Origin of the sequence: Acidovorax sp. A1169 (genome assembly GCF_030704685.1) — a bacterium.
Classification (GTDB): Bacteria; Pseudomonadota; Gammaproteobacteria; order Burkholderiales; family Burkholderiaceae_C; genus Acidovorax.
The window spans coordinates 58705-80296 of the sequence record NZ_JAUZDX010000015.1; the positions used below are offsets into that span (position 1 = coordinate 58705).

19 protein-coding genes are annotated in these 21592 nt (G+C 66.5%); 8 read left to right on the forward strand and 11 right to left on the reverse strand.

The genetic code is table 11. The features are described 5' to 3' along the window. Nucleotides 1-9: 9 nt before the first annotated feature. On the reverse strand, nucleotides 10-816 hold the full coding sequence (locus QYL93_RS21925; RefSeq protein ID WP_305745642.1) for an SDR family NAD(P)-dependent oxidoreductase: 807 nt from the start codon (nucleotides 814-816) through the stop codon (nucleotides 10-12). 194 nt (nucleotides 817-1010) lie between these two features. Between QYL93_RS21925 and QYL93_RS21930 the strand changes: the two genes are divergently transcribed. From QYL93_RS21930 to QYL93_RS21960, 7 genes are all read left to right on the forward strand, one after another. Further along, a complete protein-coding gene (locus tag QYL93_RS21930) occupies nucleotides 1011-1676 on the forward strand; it encodes a TetR/AcrR family transcriptional regulator (protein WP_305745643.1) in 666 nt (221 codons plus the stop codon). Between the two features lie 160 nt (nucleotides 1677-1836). Then, a complete protein-coding gene (locus tag QYL93_RS21935) occupies nucleotides 1837-2775 on the forward strand; it encodes a hydroxymethylglutaryl-CoA lyase (protein ID WP_305745644.1) in 939 nt (312 codons plus the stop codon). After that, nucleotides 2768-3970 (forward strand): CaiB/BaiF CoA-transferase family protein, encoded by a 1203-nt coding sequence (locus QYL93_RS21940; RefSeq protein ID WP_305745645.1) that lies wholly within the window; start codon nucleotides 2768-2770, stop codon nucleotides 3968-3970. Before QYL93_RS21935 ends, QYL93_RS21940 begins: the two co-directional genes overlap by 8 nt. Before the next feature lie 198 nt (nucleotides 3971-4168). After that, nucleotides 4169-4699: a molybdopterin-dependent oxidoreductase gene (locus QYL93_RS21945; RefSeq protein ID WP_305745646.1), complete on the forward strand. Its 531-nt coding sequence runs from the start codon at nucleotides 4169-4171 to the stop codon at nucleotides 4697-4699. Nucleotides 4700-4712: 13 nt separating this feature from the next. Next, nucleotides 4713-7739, forward strand: a complete 3027-nt coding sequence (locus QYL93_RS21950; protein WP_305745647.1) for a response regulator — start codon at nucleotides 4713-4715, stop codon at nucleotides 7737-7739. Beyond that, nucleotides 7736-8923, forward strand: coding sequence for a two-component system response regulator (locus QYL93_RS21955; protein ID WP_305745648.1), 1188 nt, complete (start codon nucleotides 7736-7738; stop codon nucleotides 8921-8923). Before QYL93_RS21950 ends, QYL93_RS21955 begins: the two co-directional genes overlap by 4 nt. 3 nt (nucleotides 8924-8926) lie before the next feature. Continuing rightward, complete coding sequence (locus tag QYL93_RS21960; RefSeq protein ID WP_305745649.1) at nucleotides 8927-9859, forward strand: response regulator; 933 nt, start codon at nucleotides 8927-8929, stop codon at nucleotides 9857-9859. 10 nt (nucleotides 9860-9869) lie between these two features. On the opposite strand, the gene bioB is transcribed toward QYL93_RS21960, so the two are convergent. The 10 genes from bioB to scpA form a co-directional block, all read right to left on the reverse strand. After that, nucleotides 9870-10895, reverse strand: coding sequence for a biotin synthase BioB (gene bioB, locus QYL93_RS21965; protein ID WP_305745650.1), 1026 nt, complete (start codon nucleotides 10893-10895; stop codon nucleotides 9870-9872). A gap of 331 nt (nucleotides 10896-11226) precedes the next feature. Further along, nucleotides 11227-11616: a phosphopantetheine adenylyltransferase gene (locus QYL93_RS21970; protein ID WP_305745651.1), complete on the reverse strand. Its 390-nt coding sequence runs from the start codon at nucleotides 11614-11616 to the stop codon at nucleotides 11227-11229. A gap of 94 nt (nucleotides 11617-11710) precedes the next feature. Then, nucleotides 11711-12067, reverse strand: a complete 357-nt coding sequence (locus QYL93_RS21975) for a hypothetical protein (RefSeq protein WP_305745652.1) — start codon at nucleotides 12065-12067, stop codon at nucleotides 11711-11713. Nucleotides 12068-12081: 14 nt separating this feature from the next. Beyond that, on the reverse strand, nucleotides 12082-12555 hold the full coding sequence (locus tag QYL93_RS21980; RefSeq protein ID WP_305745653.1) for a VOC family protein: 474 nt from the start codon (nucleotides 12553-12555) through the stop codon (nucleotides 12082-12084). Between the two features lie 30 nt (nucleotides 12556-12585). After that, a complete protein-coding gene (locus tag QYL93_RS21985) occupies nucleotides 12586-13413 on the reverse strand; it encodes a YdcF family protein (protein WP_305745654.1) in 828 nt (275 codons plus the stop codon). Nucleotides 13414-13438: 25 nt separating this feature from the next. Next, a complete protein-coding gene (locus tag QYL93_RS21990; RefSeq protein WP_305745655.1) occupies nucleotides 13439-15487 on the reverse strand; it encodes an acetyl/propionyl/methylcrotonyl-CoA carboxylase subunit alpha in 2049 nt (682 codons plus the stop codon). A gap of 53 nt (nucleotides 15488-15540) precedes the next feature. Then, a complete protein-coding gene (locus QYL93_RS21995; RefSeq protein WP_305745656.1) occupies nucleotides 15541-17073 on the reverse strand; it encodes an acyl-CoA carboxylase subunit beta in 1533 nt (510 codons plus the stop codon). A 36-nt stretch (nucleotides 17074-17109) separates the two neighbouring features. Then, complete coding sequence (gene meaB / locus QYL93_RS22000; protein WP_305745657.1) at nucleotides 17110-18156, reverse strand: methylmalonyl Co-A mutase-associated GTPase MeaB; 1047 nt, start codon at nucleotides 18154-18156, stop codon at nucleotides 17110-17112. Further along, nucleotides 18153-18617 (reverse strand): GNAT family N-acetyltransferase, encoded by a 465-nt coding sequence (locus QYL93_RS22005; RefSeq protein WP_305745658.1) that lies wholly within the window; start codon nucleotides 18615-18617, stop codon nucleotides 18153-18155. The genes meaB and QYL93_RS22005 overlap by 4 nt, the downstream gene beginning before the upstream one ends. A gap of 37 nt (nucleotides 18618-18654) precedes the next feature. Beyond that, a complete protein-coding gene (scpA, locus tag QYL93_RS22010; RefSeq protein ID WP_305745659.1) occupies nucleotides 18655-20826 on the reverse strand; it encodes a methylmalonyl-CoA mutase in 2172 nt (723 codons plus the stop codon). A gap of 118 nt (nucleotides 20827-20944) precedes the next feature. Between scpA and QYL93_RS22015 the strand changes: the two genes are divergently transcribed. Then, nucleotides 20945-21580, forward strand: coding sequence for a GntR family transcriptional regulator (locus QYL93_RS22015; RefSeq protein ID WP_305745660.1), 636 nt, complete (start codon nucleotides 20945-20947; stop codon nucleotides 21578-21580). Nucleotides 21581-21592: the final 12 nt, after the last annotated feature.

A 21592-nucleotide genomic window follows, 5' to 3' on the forward strand; every position in this document is an offset into this window, starting at 1 on the left:
GTGTGCTGCTCACATGCCCATGCCGCCGTCGACCGGCAAGCCGGCGCCGGTGATGAAGCGCGCCGCGTCGGAACACAGGAAAACCACGGCATCGGCCATGTCGGCCACCTCGCCCAGGCGGCCCGAGGGGGTCTGCTCGATGATGGCGCCCACGGCGGCCTCGGGCGACGCGAACAGGCCAGCGGCGACCACGTCGGAGGCCAGCTTCATGCCCATTTCGGTGGGCACCAGGCCGGGGTAGATGCAGTTCACGCGCACGCCATAGCCGAGCTTGCCCGACTCCATGGCGGCCACGCGCGTCAGCCGGTCCACGGCCGACTTGGTGGCCGAGTAGCCGGCGATCGCCGGGAAGGCAATGGTGGCGGCGACCGAAGAGATGTTGACCACCGCCCCGCCCTTGCCCGCACCGCCGCCTGGGCGCATGGCCCGAAACGCGTGCTTGAGGCCCAGTGCCGTGCCCACGATGTTCACGTCCAGCATGCGGCGCAACGCATCGGGCTCGATCTCGGTCACCAGGGCCGTGACCTCGATGCCGGCGTTGTTGATCAGGATGTCGAAGCCGCCCAATGTATCGACCGTGGCCTGCACGGCGGCGGCCCAGTCGGCCTCCTGCGTCACGTCGAGCTTCACGAAGCCTGCCTTGGCCCCGCCAGTCACCGCGAGCTTGCCGGCCGCCTCCTGGCCCAGCGAGGTGAGCACATCGCCAATCATCACCGAGGCCCCGGCTGCAGCGAGTGCCTGGGCCATGCCTTCACCGAGGCCGCGCGCGCCACCGGTGACCAGGGCCTTGCGGCCGGTCAAATCGAACTTCGTCATGTCTTGTCTCCTGATGGATAGGTATCGATCGCTGATGCACTGATCGTGTTCTTCGAGGAACGGGATTGATTCTGGGAATTCACTTGACAACTGTCAAGACATTTTCTTGACAGGTGTCATAATTTCAATCGACCTGCCGCAGCCCATGCATGAAAAGACATGGCGGAGTGCCCGGCGCTGCCTACAATGGCGCGATGGAAAGAGCACCCCGCCGTGACAAATACGCCGAGCGCCGCGCCGAACTGGGCGAGGCCGCGCTGCAGACGCTGGCCGAACTGGGCTATGCCCGCACCAGCCTGCGCGAGATCGCACAGAACTCCGCCTTCTCGCACGGCGTGCTGCACTACTACTTCACCGACAAGCTCGATCTCATCCTGTGCAGCGTGCGCCAGTACAAGGCGCGCTGCGTCACGCGCTATGACGAGGTGACCAACACCTCCACCACCTTTGCCGAGCTGGTCGATGGCTTCGTGGCGGTGCTGGGCGAGACGGTGCGCAGCGAAGCGCCCATGCACCGGCTCTGGTACGACATCCGTTCGCAGTCGCTGTTCGAGGATGCGTTGCGCGCCGACGTGGAGGCCATCGACAAGAGCCTGGCCAACATGGTCTGGCGCGTGCTCACGCGCATGTCCGAACTGGCCGGTCTGCCGGTGCGCGCGCCCATCGACCTCGCCTACGCCATGTTCGATGGCGTGTTCCAGCAGTGCCTGCTGCGGCACATGGCTGGCGATGCAAAGGCCATACCGGTCATGCAGGGCCATGTGCGCCTGCTGGTGGAGCAACTGATCGGTGTGCCTGCCGCTGCGGCAGCACCTGCCAAGGCCATTCGCAAGCGCAAGCCGGCTGCACTCGCTGCATAGCGCCCTCACCCGTTCCGGGTGGACTGCCATGAAAGCCGTTCTGTTATGCAGAACGGCTTTTTTGTTTGCGGGCGAATGCTTGACCCTGTAGTAGATGCTCCTCATAATTTCATAAGTCAGATTGACGTTCTTTCTTATAGAACAATACAGGAGACTCTCAGTGCCCCATGCTTTCGATGTCCTGATCAGCGAGGTCGGCCCGCGCGACGGCCTGCAGTCCGTGAAGGCGACCATGCCCACGGCCGACAAGCTGCGCTGGATCGATGCGCTCTACGCCGCCGGCGTGCGCGAGATCGAAGTGGCGTCCTTCGTGCCCGCCCGGCTGCTGCCGCAGATGGCCGATGCGGCCGAGGTGGTGCGCCACGCCATCACCCTGCCCGGCCTCACCGTCATGGCCCTGGTGCCCAACCGCAAGGGGGCCCAGGCGGCGCTGGAAGCGGGGGTGCACAAGCTCACCATGCCGGTGTCCGCCAGCGCCGCCCATTCGCTGGCCAATGTGCGCAAGACGCGCGAGGAGATGGTCGAGGAGGTGCGCGCCATTGCCGACCTGCGCCGCGACATCGCCCCGCATGTGAAGCTGGAGGCCGGCATTTCCACCGCCTTTGGCTGCACCCTGCAGGGCCTGGTGCCCGAGGACGAGGTGATCTGGCTGGCCGCGCAGTGCGTGCAGGCCGGTGCCGACGAATCGGGCCTGTCGGACACCGTGGGCTATGCGAACCCGGCCCAGGTGCGCCGGCTGTTCAGGCGCCTGCGTGCCGAACTCGGCGAAAAGGCTGGCGCCGCCCACATGCACAACACGCGCGGCCTGGGCCTGGCCAATTGCCTGGCGGCCTACGAGGAAGGCGTGCGCACCTTCGACGCCTCGCTGGGCGGGCTGGGCGGCTGCCCCTACGCGCCGGGCGCCTCGGGCAACGTGGTCACCGAAGACCTGGTCTTCATGTTCGAGGCCAGCGGCATCGCCACCGGCATCGACCTGCAGCGGCTGATGCAGGCGCGCGCCCCGCTGCTGGCCGGCCTGCCCGGCGAGCCCGTGTACGGCATGACGCCCGAGGCCGGCCTGCCCAAGGGCTTCGTGCAACAAGGAGCCCGCCATGTCTGAGGCCGTGCAGGGCGACAAGCCCCTGCCCTACGCCGGCATCCGCGTGGTGGAGTTCACCCACATGGTCATGGGCCCCACCTGCGGCATGGTGCTGGCCGACCTGGGGGCCGAGGTGATCAAGGTCGAGCCCATCGAGGGCGACAGCACGCGCCACCTGCTGGGCTCGGGCGCTGGGTTCTTCCCGACCTTCAACCGCAACAAGAAGAGCATTGCACTTGACCTCAAGAAACCCGAGGGCGTTGAAGCCGCGCTGCGCCTGATCGCCACGGCCGACATCGTGAGCGAGAACTTCAAGCCCGGCACCATGGCCAAGCTGGGGCTGGACTGCGCCTCCCTGCGCAAGCTCAACCCGCGCCTCATCTACGTGAGCCACAAGGGCTTTCTGCCCGGCCCCTACGAGCAGCGCACGGCCCTGGACGAGGTGGTGCAGATGATGGGCGGCCTGGCCTACATGACCGGGCGCCCGGGCGACCCGCTGCGCGCGGGCACCAGCGTCAACGACATCATGGGTGGCATGTTCGGTGCCATCGGTGCCATGGCGGCGCTGCGCCAGCGCGAGCTGACCGGCGAAGGCTCCGAAGTGCAGGCTGCGCTGTTCGAGAACAACGTCTTTCTGGTGGCGCAGCACATGATGCAGTTCGCCAGCACCGGCAAGGCGGCCAACCCCATGCCCAGCCGCATCTCGGCCTGGGCCATCTACGACGTGTTCACCGTGAAGAATGGCGAGCAGATCTTCCTGGCCGCCGTGAGCGACAAGCAGTGGGCCATTTTCTGCGAGGCGCTGGGCCTGGCTGACCTGCTGGCCGATCCGCGCCTGAAAACCAATAACGACCGCGTGCAGGCGCGCGATTGGCTGATGCCCCAGTTGCGCTCGCACCTGTCAGGGCGCAGCGCAGCGGAGCTGGCGGGCATCTTCGAGGCGAACGAACTGCCATTCGCCCCGATCACCAGGCCCGAGGAGCTGTTCGACGACCCGCACCTCAACCAAAGCGGGGGCCTGGCACCCATCCGCCTGAACAACGGCACCGAATCCAAGGTGCCGCTGCTGCCCCTCACGCTGGGGGGCATGCGCCCCGGCGTGCGCCTGCAGCCGCCGCGCGCGGGTGAGCACACGGCCGCGCTGCTGCAGGAGGTGGGTTACTCGGACGCCGAGGTGGCCGCACTGCGGGCGCAGGGTGCCGTGGCCGGCGGCTGACTGCAACACCCCCACCTCCAAACCGGCCGGACAACGGCGGGCCAGCATTTCTCCCAGGCAAAACCCCCTCTTCTCTGCACACGGTTGGCGCAGCCCTCCATCCGGCACGATATGGTCATTTCGTGGATGCAAGAATCTGCGCCGGCTGTTATAACTCTCACATAGAAACGGCCGCAAAGGCTGGCGAGGGGGAACACCATGACCGATGCGAAGGGGGCCACTGGCCCGTTGTCACGCTTGGCAGCAGGCGTTCTGGTGGCGGCGTGCACGCTTTTCCATGCCCAGGCGCAGACGCTGGAAAAGCCCGCAGGGCCTGTGGTGCTGACCATCCAGGGCAGCGTCAGCAAAGCCAACCACGGTGAGAAGGCGCAGTTCGACATGAAGATGCTCGAAAAGCTGCCCCAGAAGAGCTTCACCACCCAGACCCCCTGGTACCCCAAACCCGTCACCTTCACCGGGCCGCTGCTGCGCGACGTGCTGGCGGCTGCGGGCGCCAAAGGCAGCAAGATCACGGCGGTGGCGCTCAACGACTACAAGACCGAGATCCCGTTCGACGATGCCACGCGCCACGACGTGATCGTGGCCCGGCTCATGAACGACCGCGCCATGCCGATCCGCGAGAAGGGCCCGCTCTTCATCGTCTTCCCCTTCGATACCAAGGCCGAATTGCGTACCGAGCTGTACTACAACCGTTCTGCCTGGCAGCTCAGCACCCTGCAGATCAAGTAGCAGTCTGCTGCCCATGCTGCGCAGCAAGCACCTCCTGCCCCTGATCATCGCCAGCCTCGTGGTGGTCTACGTGTCCATTGCGGCCGTCCAGTACCACCAGTACCGCAGCGTCGAAGCCGTGATGCGCCGGGGCGACGTGAACGCCCTGTGGTCCTTCCTCCAGCTCAATGTGGAGCATGAACGGCTAGACCACGCGCTGCACCAGTACGAATTCGACCCCGAAAGCACCTCGATGGATGCGCTGCAACTGCGCTACGACCTGTTCCTGAGCCGCTTCAGTGCGCTGGAAAGCGGCACCGCGCGCACCCTCATGCAGAGCGAACCGATCTATGCCAAGGCCCTGGCAGAGCTGCAGGAGTTCGTCGAAGCCGGCGATAGCTATTTTGGCCTGGCCGCCGACGTGCGTACCAGTCAGGCCAACATGCGGCTGCTGCGCGAGCGCCTGGTCGATCTGCGCGCAACGGTGCAGGAGCTGTCGCTTAACGCCTCGCGCATTTCCGCGCTGCTGGGCGACCAGCGCAACGCCGAGGTTCAGCACCAGACCCTCTTGACAACGGGCCTCACGGCCTTCCAGGCGGTGCTGACCTTTCTGCTGGCCGTGGCCATGGGCCGGCAGTTCCTCAAGCGCGAAAAAGCCAAGACGCTGGCCCTGGCCGCCCAGGCCGAGCTGGTGGAGGCCTTGAAGCGCAGCGAAGAGGTGCTCGAAGCCCGCGTGGTCCAGCGCACCGAGGAGCTGGAGCAGGCCAATGCCACCCTGCGCGAGCACGAGGACGAGCTGGAGGTGGCCCGCGCACGTGCCGAAGACGCCTCGCAGATGAAGTCGGACTTTCTGGCCAACATGAGCCACGAGATCCGCACCCCCATGAACGCCGTGATCGGCATGAGCCACCTGGCACTCACTACCGACCTCTCGCCGCGCCAGCGCGATTATGTCGAGAAGATCCAGCGCTCGGGCCAGCACCTGTTGGGGCTGATCAACGACATCCTCGACTTCAGCAAGATCGAGGCCGGCAAGCTGGGGGTGGAAACCGTCGATTTCGGGCTGCGCGGGGTGCTGGACAACGTGGCCAACCTGATCGGCGACAAGTGCTCGGCCAAGGGCCTGGAGCTGATGTTCGACGTGGACCCTGCCCTGCCCGATGATCTGCTGGGCGACCCGCTGCGCCTAGGCCAGATCCTCGTGAACTATGGCAACAATGCCGTGAAGTTCACCGACACCGGCGAGATCGTGGTGCGCGTGCTCGAAGTGGTGCGCGATGCCGATGGCCTGCTGCTGCGCTTTGAGGTGCAGGACACGGGCATCGGCCTCACGCCCGAGCAGCAGTCGCGGCTGTTCCGCTCGTTCGAGCAGGCCGACACATCCACCACCCGCAAGTACGGCGGCACCGGGCTGGGGCTGGCCATCTCCAAGAAGCTGGCGGGCCTGATGGGCGGCGAGGTGGGCGTGGACAGCACGCCCGGCCAGGGCAGCAGCTTCTGGTTCACCGCCCGCCTGGGCCTGGGCACGCCCTCGGCGCGGCCGCTCATGCCCGAGCCCGACCTGCGCGGGCGCCGCGTGCTGGTGGTGGACGACAGCGAACAGGCACGCCAGATCCTCTCGGGCCTGCTGGCCAGCATGAGCTTTGCCGTGACCACGGCCGCCTCGGGCGAGGAGGCGATTGCCGCGGCACGCGACGCCGACGCTGCCGGCCTGCCCTGCGAGATCGCTTTTCTCGACTGGAGAATGCCGGGGCTGGATGGCTTTCAGACCGCCGCCCAGCTGGCCCTGCTGCCCCACCCGCCGGTACCGGTGATCATCACCGCGCATGGCCGTGAGGAGGTGTTCCGCGAGCTGGAGAAGGCCGGCATTGCCCTGATGCTGACCAAGCCGGTCAGCCCATCGCAGCTGTTCGACACCGCCATCCGCGCGCTGGGAGGGGTGCAGGATGCCGGCCCGACAGACCGCGCGGCGTTGCATCGGACCCGTGCGCCCGACCTCGCCCCCATCCGCGGCGCCCGGGTGCTGCTGGTGGACGACAACGACCTGAACCAGCAGGTGGGCGCAGACCTGCTGGGCGACGCCGGGCTGGTGGTGGAGGTGGCCGAGAACGGCCAGGTGGCGCTGGACATGCTGCAGGAACGCGCCGCCTACGACATCGTGCTCATGGACATGCAGATGCCGGTGATGGACGGCCTGACCGCCACGCGCCGCATCCGCGAGAACCCCGACTGGCACAAGCTTCCCGTGCTGGCCATGACGGCCAATGCCATGAGCGGCGACCGCGACAGCTGCCTGGCCGCCGGCATGAACGGCCATGTGGCCAAGCCCATCGACCCCGATGAGCTTTTTTCGCAGCTGCTGCAGTGGGTGCCTGCGCGGGCCGGGGCCCCGGCCCTGGCTCCTGCGGCGTCCGTATCGGCGGCGGAGCCTGCGCTCGCCCTTGAAGCCCTGGCCCGCATCGAGGGGCTGGACGCAGCCGCCGGCCTGCGCCGGGTGCTGGGCAAACCCGCTGCCTACGAAAGCCTGCTGCGCAAGTTCGTGGCCGGCCAGGCGGCCGCAGCGCAGAACACCAGCGCCCTCCTTGCTGCCGGCCAGCGGCAAGATGCCTTGCGCGCCATGCACACCCTCAAGGGGACTGCGGGCACCATAGGCGCCGGGCACCTGGCCCATCTCGCCGAAGCGGTTGAGCAAGCCATTGCAGCCAACGCCGATGCCGAGGCGCTGGCCGCGCTGCTGGCACCCGTCGAGGCGGCCTGCCAGACTCTGGTGGCGGCCCTGCAGGGCGCACTGCCCGCCGAAGAGGCCGCAACGACCCAGGTGCCGGTGGACGAAGCCGCAGCGCGGCAACTGCTGGCGCGCCTGGACGCACTGCTGGCGGACGACGATTCGGATGCCGTAGAACTGTTCAAGGAATCAGCCCCCGTCCTCAAGGCGCTGCTCGGCCCTGTCTACGGCGAGATGAAGCGCGCACTCGACAGCTATGTTTTCACCGACGCACTGGCGCTGCTGCGTGCAGCTCCCCTGCCCGGCCCCGCGATACAAGGAGGACCCACATCATGAGCAATCCCATGGAAACGAGCGGCAAGTGCACGGTGCTGGTGGTGGACGACATGCCCGACAACCTGTCGTTGATGAGCGGCCTGCTGCGCCCCGACTACAAGGTCAAGCTGGCCAACAGTGGCGAGCGGGCCCTGCAGATCGTCGCGGGCGACGGCAAGCCCGATCTGATCCTGCTGGACATCATGATGCCCGAGATGGATGGCTACGAGGTGCTGCGCCGCCTGCAGTTCAACCCCGACACCGAGGACATCCCGGTCATCTTCCTTACCGCCATGAGCGCATCGGACGACGAGACAGTCGGCCTGGAGCTTGGTGCGGTGGACTACATCACCAAGCCCATCAACCCGGCGATCACCCTGGCGCGGGTGCGCAACCACCTGCTGCTCAAGCGCGCCCGCGACCTGCTGGCCCGCCAGAACCAGTACCTGGAGGAAGAAGTGGCCCGGCGCACGCGCGAAGTGGTGGAGCTGCAGGACGGCACCATCCGCGCCATGGCCTCGCTGGCGGAAACCCGCGACAACGAGACCGGCAACCATATCCGCCGCACCCAGCACTATGTGGAAGTGCTGGCGCGCAAGCTGCAGCACCATCCGCGCTTCAGCGAGGAGCTCACCGAGGCGGCCATCGAGATGATCTTCAAGTCGGCGCCGCTGCACGACATCGGCAAGGTGGGCATTCCGGACCGCATTCTGCTCAAGCCGGGCAAGCTCACGGCCGAAGAGTTCGAGGTCATGAAGACCCACACCACACTGGGACGCGACGCCATCGTGGCGGCGGAGCGCGAGGCTTCGCAGACCAACCCCTTCTTTCGCTACGCCAAGGAGATCGCCTACAGCCACCAGGAAAAATGGGACGGCTCGGGCTACCCCGAGGGCCTGGTGGGCAACACCATCCCGCTGTCGGCGCGGTTGATGGCCGTGGCCGATGTGTACGATGCGCTGATCTCCGAGCGCGTCTACAAGGCCGCCTTCCCCCATGAACTGGCGGTGGAGATCATCCGCGACGGCCGGGGCAGCCATTTCGATCCCGACATGGTGGACGCCTTCCTGGTGCTCTCCGAGGAATTCAGGGGCATTGCCCAGCGATTTGCGGACGAACATGCGCCGACGCCCCAGACGGATCGCATTTCCACAGATCTGCCCGCCGAGCCCATCGAACTGACCTCACGAGACGCCAAACCCTGAGAAATGCACCCCTCCAAGACCACCGTGCTGCTGGCCGAAGGCGCCAGCGCCATGCGCCAGGCCCTGGCCAGCCAGCTGCAGACCTTCGGTTTCGGCCAGGTACTGCAGGCCCGTGATGGCTTGCGCGCCCTGCAGATGCTGCGCGCCGAACCCGTGCATGTGGTGATCTGCGACCTGGACATGCAGGGCATGGATGGCCTCAGCGTGTTCGAAGCCATGCGCGCCGACCCCAAGCTGGCGGGCCTGCCCTTCATCCTGATGTCGGGCGGGCTGGACCGGGATTCGGCCGCCCGGGCCATCCGCCTGGGTATCGGCGACCTGCTGGTCAAGCCCTTCACGGTGCGCCGGCTCATCGAACGCATGCGGCGCGTGCTGCAGCGCGACGCACAGGCACTGGTCTCCGCGCTGGCCCCAGCGCCACTGGAGCCCGTGCCGGAGCCATCGGCCACCGAACCTGATCGCGCCACCATCCTGGTGGTGGACGACACGCCCGACAACCTGCAACTGGTGGCTGGCCTGTTCCGCGACCGCTTCAAGGTCAAGATCGCGCACAACGGCGAGAAGGCCCTGGCCATCTGCCAGTCCGACGCGCCGCCGGACCTGATATTGCTCGACGTGATGATGCCCGGCATGGACGGCTTCGAGGTGGCGCGCCGCCTGCGCGAGCACCATGCCTCGGAATGCACCCCCATCATCTTCGTCACCGCGATGACCGACGACGCCTCACGCCACCAGGGCCTGAGCCTGGGCACCATCGACTACGTCTTTAAACCCATCGAACCCGAGCTGCTGCGCCTGCGGGTCAGCAACCTGATGTACTACGTTGAGCACTGCAAGCAGCTGCAGAAGGATTTTGACCAGATGCATGAGAACAGCCGGCTGCGGGCGGAGGTGGAGCGGCTGCGCGCGGAGTTGACAGGCCTGCGGGGCGGGTGAACGGGCAAGTTCAGGAGGGCGTGCGGCACGCCTGGGCGGTGGGGTTGAGGCCCAGCTTGCGCAGCAGCATCTCATCCGCCCCCACATCCGGGTTGCCCGTCACCAGAAGCTTGTCGCCATAGAAGATCGAATTCGCCCCCGCCAGGAAGCACAACGCCTGCACCGCCTCGCCCATCTGCTGGCGCCCGGCCGACAGGCGCACGCGCGCCCGTGGCATGGTGATGCGGGCCACGGCGATCATGCGCACGAAATCGAGCGGGTCGATGGGTTCGCTGTCGGCCAGCGGCGTACCGGGCACGCGCACCAGGCTGTTGATGGGAACGGATTCGGGGTATGGCTGCAGATTGGCCAGTTGCGCAATCAACCCGGCGCGGTGCACGGGGGCTTCGCCCATGCCCACGATGCCGCCGCAGCACACGCTGATGCCGGCGCTGCGCACGTGCTGCAGGGTGTCGAGCCGGTCCTGGTAGGCGCGCGTGCTCACCACGTCGGTGTAGTACTCGGGCGCGGTGTCGAGGTTGTGGTTGTAGTAGTCCAGCCCGGCGTCCTTGAGCGCCAGGGCCTGGTGCGATTGCAGCATGCCCAGCGTGGCGCAGGTCTGCAGGCCCAGCCCCTTGACGGCCCCGATCAGCTCGCTGACTTTTTCGATGTCGCGGTCCTTGGGGGCGCGCCAGGCGGCCCCCATGCAAAAACGGGTGGCGCCCGCGTCCTTGGCGGCCTGGGCGGCGCGCAGCACTTCGTCCACGGCCATCAGCTTCTCGGCCTTCACTCCCGTGTCGAACTCGGCCGCCTGCGGGCAGTAGCCGCAGTTTTCGGGGCAGCCGCCGGTCTTCACCGAGAGCAGCGTGGCCAGCTCGATGTCGCCTTGGGGCCAATGCTGGCGGTGCACGGTCTGGGCCTCGAACAGCAGGTCCATCAGTGGCTTGTCGAGCAGCGCCTGGATGGCCGCGACTGTCCATTCACCACGCACCACCGGTGCGGAGACGGGGCGGTGCAGCTGGATCGGCTGGGGGGTGGAAAGTGCGGGGTTCACCATGGGTTCGGTCCTTTCATCAAGCGCATCAGGTGTCACACAAGGCGCCACCCCTGTACCTGCGGGAGTGAATCCTCATATTGCTATCACCATGATTCTGAAGGAGGTTTTGGTTCAAATGCACCCTCATGGGTCACAAAAAGTGCCACTGAATTCTCGTGAACAACGTCGCTCATTTGCCCATGCATGAAGAGCGGTGAAGCCAGCAATTGGCAGATATAGGCCGCATATTGAAAGCACTAGGAAATCCGTTGTCAGAACATGCCGCCTATTTTCAGCTTCGGCATCCAACGCACATGGCAGGGCACGCCGCGTGCCTCGACGTTAGTGCAAGTTAGCGCGCTCCGGGCGCACGTTCGGCCAGCGCCAGCGCGCCCGCACCGGTGGCCAGGCAGAGCAAAGCCAGCACATCGGCGACGACCACGCGCTGCAGGTGGGCGTTGAACCCGCCGGTGGACCAGGCCAGCCAGAGGAAGGAGACCACGCTGAAGCTCCCCAGGACCAGCGCCAGCCACTGCAAAGCGGGTTTGAACGCGGCCAGCACGCACACGCCACCCACGATGCCGAACAGCACGGCGCGGTGGCGCATCAGAATCAGGGCGCTGGGGTCGGAAGGCGCAGCCCCGTAAAGGCGGGCCAGGTGCTCCGGCCCGAGCACGCCCGACACGGGGATCAGATGGATGACGCCCACGGCCAGCAAGGCCAGGGTAGTGAGGATACGCATGGGGCACAACTCCAGGAAGGGACGGAATGTCCCTGTTGTATCGCCCATCGGCTTACGGATCCATGACCCGCCAGGTCATGGGCGCTGTGCTGCGTCAGCGCTTGAGCAGTTTCTCCAGCGCCTGGCGGATGGCGCCCGGCTTGTCCGCCGTGCCCTCGAAGGCAGCGCAGCTCGAGGCGCGCTCCACTTCAGGGCCGCGTGGGCCCGTCTGCGAGAACAGGCGTTCGCAGTCGCAGCGCAGCCGGGCCAGGGTCTGCCGGGTGCGGCGGTTCTTCACCTCGGCCACCCAGCAGCTGTCGGCGCAGCCGCAGGAGCGGTATTCCAGGGTTTCGCCAGGGCGCCCCCAATCGAGCGGGTAAGTGCCTGTGCCGCCTGAGGCCCAGAGGGCAGGGCTGGCCAGCGCGAGCAGCAGCGCTGCTGCACCCCGCGTTCGCACCGTGAAAAAAGCCATCGGCTACGGCAGGATCAGCCCAGTGCGGCGATCACGTCGGCCGGCGCCTGTACCAGCTCGATCAGCACACCCTCGCCCGCAATCGGGAATTCGTCGTTGCTCTTGGGGTGCAAGAAGGTGATGTCGTAACCCGCAGCACCCTTGCGGATGCCGCCCGGCGCAAAGCGCACGCCCTTGGCGGTAAGCCATTCCACCGCTTGTGGCAGGTCGTCGATCCACAGGCCAATGTGGTTGAGCGGCGTGGTGTGCACGGCGGGCTTCTTGTCGATATCGAGCGGCTGCATGATGTCCACCTCGACCTTCCAGGCGCCCTGCCCCATGGCCAGGATGTCCTCGTCCACGTTCTCGCGCTCGCTCTGGAAGGTGCCCGTCTGCGTGAGGCCCAGCATGTCCACCCACAGGGTCTTCATGCGCGCCTTGTCGGTGCCGCCGATGGCGACCTGCTGGATGCCCAGGACTCTGAAGGGGCGGGAGACGGCGGTATTCATGGCAGATCTTTCAAGAACAATGGAATGGTTTCAGACTTCACCGAGGATCCAGCTGCTGGCCGTGGCAAAGTATTCGCGCAGCCAGGCGTTGTAGCGCAGGTAGAGCGGCGTGGGGGCCGCTGCCACCACGGATTGCGTGTAGCCGATCTTGCGGGCGATGCGCTGAGCACGCACGGTGTGGAAGTCGCTGGTGACCACGGCCAAGGGGCTGGTGAGTCCCAGGCCCTTGGCCTGCAGCAGCGGCAGGCTGTAGCGCAGGTTCAGCTCGGTGCTGGTGCTGCGCTCTTCCTGCAGGATGCGCTCGGTCGCCATGCCCTGGGCGCGCAGGTAGTCGCCCATGACCCGGCCCTCGCTCGCCGTCTCGCCGAAGTCCACCCCACCCGAAACCACCACCCAGGCCGCCGGATGGGCCTTTGCCAGCTCGCGCGCCTTGTCGAGGCGCGCCCGCAAGGCCGGTGAGGGGTGACCATTGGGCGTGCCGCTGCCCAGCACGATGATGGCGCTGAGGGGCACGTCGCCCACTGCAGCGTTGAAAGCCTGCACCTGGCCGGCCAGCGCATTCCAGAACAGGCCGACGCTGGCCACCCAGGCCAGGAACAGCAGCCAGCCCGCGCGCCACGCGCGCCGCGTCCACCCTGCCCGGCCCAATCGGGCCTGCAGCGGGTGCCAGCCCCAGGCGAGCAGGCACAGGGCCAGCCCCAATGCACCAGGCACGGTGACACCCATCGAGAACAAGCCCATGGACATCAGCACCAGGCCATCGGCCAGCAACACGGCGCCCGCCAGCAGGCAGGCCAGGCGCAGCAGCGGCCAGCGCCGGCGGGGCCTGCTCGACCACTCATCCACCGTCACGAACACGGTTGCGCGCGCCCTGGTTGTCGCTTCATTGGAATTCCAGGATCACCTGGTCCACGGCCAGCGATTCGCCCTTGCCGGCGACGATCTTGCCCACCACGCCATCCTGCGCGGCAAAGAGTATGTTCTCCATCTTCATGGCCTCGATCACGGCCAGCTTCTCGCCGGCCTGCACCTTCTGGCCGGGCTGCACGGCCACGTCCACCAGCAGGCCGGGCATGGGCGAGAGCAAAAAGCGGCTCAGGTCCGGCGGGGCCTTGAAGGGCATGAGTTGGTGCAGGCGCGCGCCCAGTGGCGAGAGCACCAGGGCATCGATCTGCGTGCCGTTGTGCGCAATGCGCAGCGCCAGCGGGTTCTTGCCTGGGCCGCGCTCGACCTGGGCCGTGAAGCCCAGGCCATTGCACTGGCCCTGCACGCGCACCTGGCCCAGCGTGGCCGAGCTGCTGATCTTGTAGCTCTTGTCTTCCACCATCACCGCGCTGGAGCCGGACTTGTCCTCGAAGTCCGTCACCGACACGGCGTGGTGGATGTTCTTGCCTTCGGCGCCCAGCGTGACCACCACGAACTGCTCGCCCACCTTGACCTCGTGGCCCGCCAACTGACCGCTGATGCCCGAGGCGCGCGCGCGGTAGCGCCGGTTCATGTAGGCGGCCAGCGCCACCAGGAACAGCGGGTCTTCGTGCGGCACGTCCTCCGCTGCGAAGCCCTGGCTGTAGTTCTCGGCGATGAAGCCGGTGTTGAAATCGCCCGAGACGAACTTCGGGTGGGCCAGCAGCGCCGCCTGGAAGGGGATGTTGCTGCTGATGCCGCGGATCACGAAGCCGTTGAGCGCGGCGCGCATCTTGTGGATGGCGTCGTCGCGGTCGGTGCCGTGCACGATGAGCTTGGCGATCATCGAGTCGTAGAACATGGGGATCTCGCCACCCTCGTACACGCCGGTGTCCACGCGCACGCCCAGCTTCTTGCTCGTGTCGGACTGGAACATGGTTTCCTCCGGCGGCTGAAAGCGCACCAGGCGCCCCGTGCTCGGCAGGAAGTTGCGGAACGGGTCTTCGGCGTTGATGCGGCACTCGATGGCCCAGCCGTCGCGTTTCACGTCGGCCTGGGTCAGCGGCAACGGCTCGCCAGCGGCCACGCGGATCATCAGCTCGACCAGGTCCAGCCCGGTGATGCACTCCGTCACCGGGTGCTCCACCTGCAGGCGGGTGTTCATCTCCAAAAAGTAGAAATCCTGGTCCTTGCCGACCACGAACTCCACCGTGCCGGCGCTCTGGTACTTCACGGCCTTGGCCAGTTGCACCGCCTGCTCGCCCATGGCCTTGCGCGTGGCATCGCTGATGAAGGGCGACGGCGCCTCTTCGATCACCTTCTGGTGGCGGCGCTGGATGGAGCATTCGCGCTCGTTCAGATAAATCACGTTGCCCTGGCTGTCGCCCAGCACCTGGATCTCGATGTGGCGCGGCTGCTGCACGAACTTCTCGATGAAGATGCGGTCGTCGCCAAAGCTGTTGCGCGCCTCGTTCTGGCAACTGGTGAAGCCCTCGAAGGCCTCCTTGTCGTTGAAGGCCACGCGCAAGCCCTTGCCGCCGCCGCCGGCCGAAGCCTTGATCATGACGGGGTAGCCGATGCCCTTGGCGATCTCCACTGCCTGCTCGGGGCCGCTGATGGCGTCGTTGTAGCCGGGGATGGTGTTGACCTTGGCCTCGTTGGCCAGCTTTTTGGAAGCGATCTTGTCGCCCATGGCCGCGATCGAATGCGCCTTGGGGCCGATGAAGGCGATGCCCTCGTCCTCGCAGCGCTTGGCAAAGGCCTCGTTCTCCGACAGGAAGCCGTAGCCCGGGTGGATGGCCTGGGCGCCGGTTTCCTTGGCCGCAGCAATGATCCTGTCGGCCAGCAGGTAGCTCTCGCGGCTCGGCGCCGCGCCGATGCGCACGACCTCGTCGGCCAGCTTTACATGGCGGGCCTCCTTGTCGGCGTCGGAGTACACAGCCACGGTGGCAATGCCCATTTTCTTCGCGGTAGCGATGACCCGGCACGCGATTTCGCCGCGGTTGGCGATCAGTATTTTGGTGAACATGGTGAGTTTTCTTTTCTAGGACTACGACCTGGAACTGTTGGTGGCAGTACCGCTCACAGAGGGATGTTGCCGTGCTTGCGCCATACGTTCTCAAGCTTCTTGTCGCGCAGCATGACGAGCGAGCGGCAGATGCGCTTGCGCGTTTCGTGCGGCAGGATCACGTCGTCGATGAAGCCACGGGCGCTGGCCACGAAGGGGTTGGCAAAGCGCTCCTTGTACTCGGCCTCGCGGGCTGCCAGCTTCACCGGGTCGTTCTTGTCCTCGCGGAAGATGATCTCCACCGCACCCTTGGCTCCCATCACGGCGATCTCGGCGTTGGGCCAGGCCAGGTTCACGTCGCCGCGCAGGTGCTTGGAGCTCATCACGTCGTAGGCGCCGCCATAGGCCTTGCGCGTGATGACGGTGATCTTGGGCACCGTGCACTCGGCATACGCATACAGCAGCTTGGCGCCGTGCTTGATGATTCCGCCGTACTCCTGGCTGGTGCCGGGCATGAAGCCGGGCACGTCGACGAAGGTGACCACGGGGATGTTGAAGGCATCGCAAAAGCGCACGAAGCGCGCGGCCTTGATGGAGCTCTTGATATCGAGGCAGCCTGCCAGCACCAGCGGCTGGTTGGCGACGATGCCCACGGTCTGGCCTTCCATGCGCGCCAGGCCGATCACGATGTTCTTGGCGTAGTCGGGCTGCAGCTCGAAGAAGTCTCCATCGTCCACCACCTTGGCGATCAGCTCCTTCATGTCGTAGGGCTTGTTGGCGTTCTCGGGCACCAGGGTGTCGAGGCTGCGGTCCATGCGGTCGGCCGGGTCGTTGCTCGGGCGCACGGGCGCCTTTTCGCGGTTGTTCAGCGGCAGGTAGTTGTACAGGCGGCGCAGCATCATCAGCGCCTCCACGTCGTTCTCGAAGGCCATGTCGGCCACGCCGCTGCGCGTGGTGTGGGTGCTGGCGCCGCCCAATTCCTCGGCGGTGACTTCCTCGTGCGTCACGGTCTTGACCACTTCGGGTCCGGTCACGAACATGTAGCTCGAATCCTTGACCATGAAGATGAAGTCCGTCATGGCCGGCGAGTACACGGCGCCGCCGGCGCAGGGGCCCATGATCATGCTGATCTGCGGGATCACGCCGCTGGCCAGTACGTTCTTCTGGAACACGTCGGCATAGCCGCCCAGCGAGGCCACGCCCTCCTGGATGCGCGCGCCGCCCGAGTCGTTGATGCCGATGACCGGGGCGCCGACCTTCATGGCCTGGTCCATCACCTTGCAGATCTTTTCGGCATGCGTCTCGCTCAGGGCACCGCCGAAGACGGTGAAGTCCTGGCTGAAGACGAACACCAGGCGGCCGTTGATCATGCCGTAGCCGGTGACCACGCCGTCGCCGGGGATCTTGTTGTCCTCCATGCCGAAGTCGGTGCAGCGGTGCTCGACGAACATATCCCATTCTTCGAAGGTGTTGTCGTCCAGCAGCAGCTCGATGCGCTCACGCGCCGTGAGCTTGCCCTTGGCGTGCTGCGCATCGATGCGCTTTTGCCCGCCGCCCAGGCGCGCCAGGGCGCGCTTCTTCTCCAGTTTCTCCAGGATGTCTTGCATGGTCGCTCTTTCGGTGAAATGGCTGTGGTTGTCTATCTAGGGTGTAGGGGTATGGGATGCGGCCAGCAGCGTGCGCGCAGCGGTGGATGCCGCAATGCGCCCCGCAGCCACATCGGCCTGCAGCGCGTGCAGCAGGCCGCGCACCTGCGGATGCTGGCGAAACGCCTGCTTGAGCCCGGCGTCGATGCGCTCCCACATCCAGGCCAGCGACTGCTTTTCGCGGCGCAGGGCCAGGCGGCCGTTGTCGGTCTGCTGGGTGCGGAACTGGGTGACGGCATCCCAGAAGCCGTCCACGCCCTGCCCCAGCAGCGCGCTGATCTGCACCACGCGCGGCTGCCACAGGGCAGCGTGCGTGGCATGGTCGGGGTTGCCGTGCATGCCCAGCAGGCGCAGACTTGAGGTGATTTGCGCCTGGGCCCGCGTGGCGGCGTTCTTGTCGATGTCGGCCTTGTTGATGGCCACCAGGTCGGCGATCTCCATCACGCCCTTCTTGATGGCCTGCAGGTCGTCGCCCGCATTGGGCAGCTGCAGCAGCACGAACATGTCGGTCATGGCAGCCACCGCGATCTCGCTCTGGCCCACGCCCACGGTCTCGACCATCACCACGTCGTAGCCTGCGGCCTCGCAGACCAGCATGGCCTCGCGCGTCTTCTCGGCCACGCCGCCCAGCGTGCCGCTCGACGGGCTGGGGCGGATGTAGGCCTCCTCGCGCATGGACAGCTGCTCCATGCGCGTCTTGTCGCCCAGGATGGAGCCGCCCGAGACGGTGCTCGACGGGTCGATGGTGAGCACCGCCACGCGGTGCCCGCGGTTGATGAGGAACAGGCCCAGCGCCTCGATGAAAGTGGACTTGCCCACGCCCGGCACGCCGCTGATGCCCAGGCGGAAGGCCTTGCCCGTGTACGGCAGCAGCGCGGTGAGCAGTTCGTCCCCCTGCGCTCGGTGGTCAGTGCGGGTGGATTCGAGCAGGGTGATGGCCTTGGCCATGGCGCGGCGCTGCACGGGCTGGGTGCCGTGCAGGATGCCGTCAAACCATGTGCTGGAAGGAGGCTTCAGGTCGGCCAAAGACAGGGGCACGTTCATGCCACAGCCTCCACTGGCCGCCACTCGTAGTGCACGTCCACATCCTCCTCGCCGGTCTGCACGAAGCCGTGCCGCAGGTAGAAGCGGTTGGCATTGCTGTGCTTGAGCGCCGTCACGCGCAGCACGGCGCCTTCGCGGCGCGCACGGTCTTGCACGCTGGCCAGCACCGCGGCGCCGATGCCTCTGCCCTGCCAGTCGGGGTGCAGGTACAGATGCTGCAGCCGCAGGGCTCCAGCGCCTTCGGGCAGCACCGTGACGAAGCCCATGCGCTGGCCACCGGGCGAGGCCAGGTGGTGCATGTGCTCCGGGGTGAAGGCGGCGCGAAGGCGCTCACGCGAACGCTCGGGCGTGTAGCGGCCCACGCGCTCCAGGCTCTCGCGCATGGCGGCGGTGCGCACCTCCAGCATGGGCTCGAAGTCGTCTTCGGCAACGGGGTGCAGCACGAACACGGGGGCGGTCATCGGTCGATCTCCGTACGGCCCCTGGTCTGGCGCACGCTCATGCGGCAATGGCCTTGCGGATCTGTTCGAGCACGTCCTTGGCGCTGGCCGGGATGGGCGTGCCCGGGCCGTAGACGCCCTTGACGCCGGCCTCGTACAGAAAGTCGTAGTCCTGCGCCGGGATCACGCCGCCGACGAAGACGATGATGTCGTCCGCCCCCTGGTCCTTGAGCGACTGGATGATGGCCGGCACCAGGGTCTTGTGGCCTGCGGCCAGCGTGCTCACGCCCACGGCGTGCACGTCGTTCTCGATGGCCTGGCGCGCGCATTCCTCGGGCGTCTGGAACAGCGGGCCCATGTCCACGTCGAAGCCCAGGTCGGCAAAGGCCGTGGCCACCACCTTGGCGCCGCGGTCGTGCCCGTCCTGGCCGAGCTTGGCGATCATCACGCGCGGGCGGCGGCCTTCGGCCTCGGCAAAATCGCTGATCTCGCTCTTGAGCTTGTCCCAGCCCTCGGCCGAGTCATAGGCAGCGGCGTACACACCGGTCACCTTTTGCGTATCGGCGCGGTGGCGCCCGTAGATCTTTTCGAGCGCATCCGACACCTCGCCCACCGTCGCACGCAGGCGCACGGCCTTGATGGTCAGGTCCAGCAGGTTGCCCTCGCCGGTTTCGGCGGCCGAGGTGAGCGTGTCGAGCGCTTCCTGCACCTTGGCGGAGTCGCGCTTGGCGCGGATGTCCTTCAAGCGCGCGATCTGGCCGTCGCGCACCATCACATTGTCGATCTGCAGGATGTCGACCGGGTCTTCCTTCTTGAGCTTGTACTTGTTGACGCCCACGATCACATCCTTGCCGCTGTCGATGCGTGCCTGCTTCTCGGCGGCGGCGGCCTCGATCTTGAGCTTGGCCCAGCCGCTGTCCACGGCCTGCGTCATGCCGCCCATGGCCTCGACCTCTTCAATGATCTTCCAGGCGGCGTCCATCATGTCCTGGGTGAGCTTTTCCATCATGTAGCTCCCGGCCCAGGGGTCGACCACATTGGTGATGTGCGTCTCTTCCTGGATGATGAGCTGCGTGTTGCGCGCGATGCGCGAGGAGAACTCGGTGGGCAGGGCAATCGCTTCGTCGAGCGCATTGGTGTGCAGGCTCTGCGTGCCGCCGAACACCGCCGCCATGGCCTCGATGGTGGTGCGCACGATGTTGTTGTAGGGGTCCTGCTCGGTCAGGCTCCAGCCGCTGGTCTGGCAGTGGGTGCGCAGCATCAGGCTCTTGGGGTTCTTGGCGCCGGTCTCCTTCATGATGCGGCACCACAAGAGGCGCGCGGCGCGCATCTTGGCCACTTCGAGGTAGAAGTTCATGCCGATGGCCCAGAAGAACGACAGGCGGCCAGCGAACTCGTCCACGTCCAGGCCCGAAGCGATGGCCGTCTTCACGTACTCCTTGCCGTCAGCCAGGGTGAAGGCAAGCTCCAGCGCCTGGTTGGCGCCCGCCTCCTGCATGTGGTAGCCGGAGATGGAGATGGAGTTGAACTTCGGCATGTTGCGTGCCGTGTAGCCGATGATGTCGCCGATGATGCGCATGCTCGGCTTGGGCGGGTAGATGTAGGTGTTGCGCACCATGAACTCTTTCAGAATGTCGTTCTGAATGGTTCCGCTCAACTGGTCCTGGCTGACGCCCTGCTCTTCGGCCGCCACCACGTAGCCGGCCAGCACGGGCAGCACGGCGCCGTTCATGGTCATCGATACGGAAACCTTGTCCAGCGGGATCTGGTCGAACAGGATCTTCATGTCCTCCACCGAATCGATGGCCACGCCGGCCTTGCCCACGTCGCCGGTGACGCGCGGGTGGTCGCTGTCGTAGCCGCGGTGGGTGGCCAGGTCAAACGCCACGCTCACGCCCTGCCCGCCGGCGGCCAGGGCCTTGCGGTAGAAGGCGTTGGATTCCTCCGCCGTGGAAAAGCCCGCGTACTGGCGGATGGTCCAGGGCCGCACCGCGTACATGGTGGCCTGAGGGCCGCGCAGGTAGGGCTCGAAGCCCGGCAGCGTGTTGGCATATTGCAGGTCGGCCGTGTCCGCCGCCGTGTACAGCGGCTTGACGGTGATGCCGTCGGGCGTGACCCAGTTCAGCGCATTGACATCGCCACCCGGGGCCGACTTGGCAGCGGCTTTCGCCCAGGCCTCGAGCGAGGCGGCAGCGAATTCGGGGGGGCTGTTGGGGGGCGTGGCACTCATGGCGAAGCGGTCTCCGAGGAAGCGTTGGACGTTGTCAGGGCTGTTCCCGATGTGGCTGCAAGTTTACATCATTCATAATTATTGATTCAAAATATTCTTCGCGGCTTACAATCCACCCATGTCTGCACTGACCCTCACGCCCCGCGCCCTGTACGAAGAAGTGGCTGAGCAACTGCGCCAGCGCATCTTCCGCCGCGAGCTGGAGCCCGGCAGCTGGATCGACGAGCTCAAGATCGCCGAGGAATTCGGCATCAGCCGCACGCCCTTGCGCGAGGCGCTCAAGGTGCTGGCCGCCGAAGGTCTGGTCACGATGAAGGTGCGCCGTGGCGCCTATGTGACCGAGATGTCGGACAAGGACCTGCGCGACGTCTACCACCTGCTCAGCCTGCTGGAGAGCGATGCCGCCGCCGTGGTGGCCACCAGCGCCACCCCGGCCCAGCTGCAGGAGCTGCAGGCCCTGCATGCCGAACTGGAGGCCGCCGCCGGCGAGCGCGAACGCTTCTTTGCCGTGAACGAGCGCTTTCACATGCGGGTGCTGGAGCTGGCCGACAACCGCTGGCGTAGCCAGATGGTGGCCGACCTGCGCAAGGTGATGAAGCTCAACCGCCACAACTCGCTGCTCAAGCAGGGGCGCATTGAGGATTCGCTGAGCGAACACCGTGCGGTAATGGCTGCCCTGGCCCGGCGCGATGGCGCCGCCACGGCCCAGGCCATGCAGGCCCACTTCGCCCAGGGGCTGGAAGCGGCGGCCTGACGCCCTCCGGGC

Bases quoted from the DNA above. Each gene is read 5' to 3' on its own strand.
- QYL93_RS21925 (WP_305745642.1), bottom strand. From the start codon at position 816: ATGACGAAGTTCGATTTGACCGGCCGCAAGGCCCTGGTCACCGGTGGC.
- QYL93_RS21930 (WP_305745643.1), top strand. From the start codon at position 1,011: ATGGAAAGAGCACCCCGCCGTGACAAATACGCCGAGCGCCGCGCCGAA.
- QYL93_RS21940 (WP_305745645.1), top strand. From the start codon at position 2,768: ATGTCTGAGGCCGTGCAGGGCGACAAGCCCCTGCCCTACGCCGGCATC.
- QYL93_RS21945 (WP_305745646.1), top strand. From the start codon at position 4,169: ATGACCGATGCGAAGGGGGCCACTGGCCCGTTGTCACGCTTGGCAGCA.
- QYL93_RS21950 (WP_305745647.1), top strand. From the start codon at position 4,713: ATGCTGCGCAGCAAGCACCTCCTGCCCCTGATCATCGCCAGCCTCGTG.
- QYL93_RS21955 (WP_305745648.1), top strand. From the start codon at position 7,736: ATGAGCAATCCCATGGAAACGAGCGGCAAGTGCACGGTGCTGGTGGTG.
- QYL93_RS21960 (WP_305745649.1), top strand. From the start codon at position 8,927: ATGCACCCCTCCAAGACCACCGTGCTGCTGGCCGAAGGCGCCAGCGCC.
- bioB (WP_305745650.1), bottom strand. From the start codon at position 10,895: ATGGTGAACCCCGCACTTTCCACCCCCCAGCCGATCCAGCTGCACCGC.
- QYL93_RS21970 (WP_305745651.1), bottom strand. From the start codon at position 11,616: ATGCGTATCCTCACTACCCTGGCCTTGCTGGCCGTGGGCGTCATCCAT.
- QYL93_RS21975 (WP_305745652.1), bottom strand. From the start codon at position 12,067: ATGGCTTTTTTCACGGTGCGAACGCGGGGTGCAGCAGCGCTGCTGCTC.
- QYL93_RS21980 (WP_305745653.1), bottom strand. From the start codon at position 12,555: ATGAATACCGCCGTCTCCCGCCCCTTCAGAGTCCTGGGCATCCAGCAG.
- QYL93_RS21990 (WP_305745655.1), bottom strand. From the start codon at position 15,487: ATGTTCACCAAAATACTGATCGCCAACCGCGGCGAAATCGCGTGCCGG.
- QYL93_RS21995 (WP_305745656.1), bottom strand. From the start codon at position 17,073: ATGCAAGACATCCTGGAGAAACTGGAGAAGAAGCGCGCCCTGGCGCGC.
- meaB (WP_305745657.1), bottom strand. From the start codon at position 18,156: ATGAACGTGCCCCTGTCTTTGGCCGACCTGAAGCCTCCTTCCAGCACA.
- QYL93_RS22005 (WP_305745658.1), bottom strand. From the start codon at position 18,617: ATGACCGCCCCCGTGTTCGTGCTGCACCCCGTTGCCGAAGACGACTTC.
- scpA (WP_305745659.1), bottom strand. From the start codon at position 20,826: ATGAGTGCCACGCCCCCCAACAGCCCCCCCGAATTCGCTGCCGCCTCG.
- QYL93_RS22015 (WP_305745660.1), top strand. From the start codon at position 20,945: ATGTCTGCACTGACCCTCACGCCCCGCGCCCTGTACGAAGAAGTGGCT.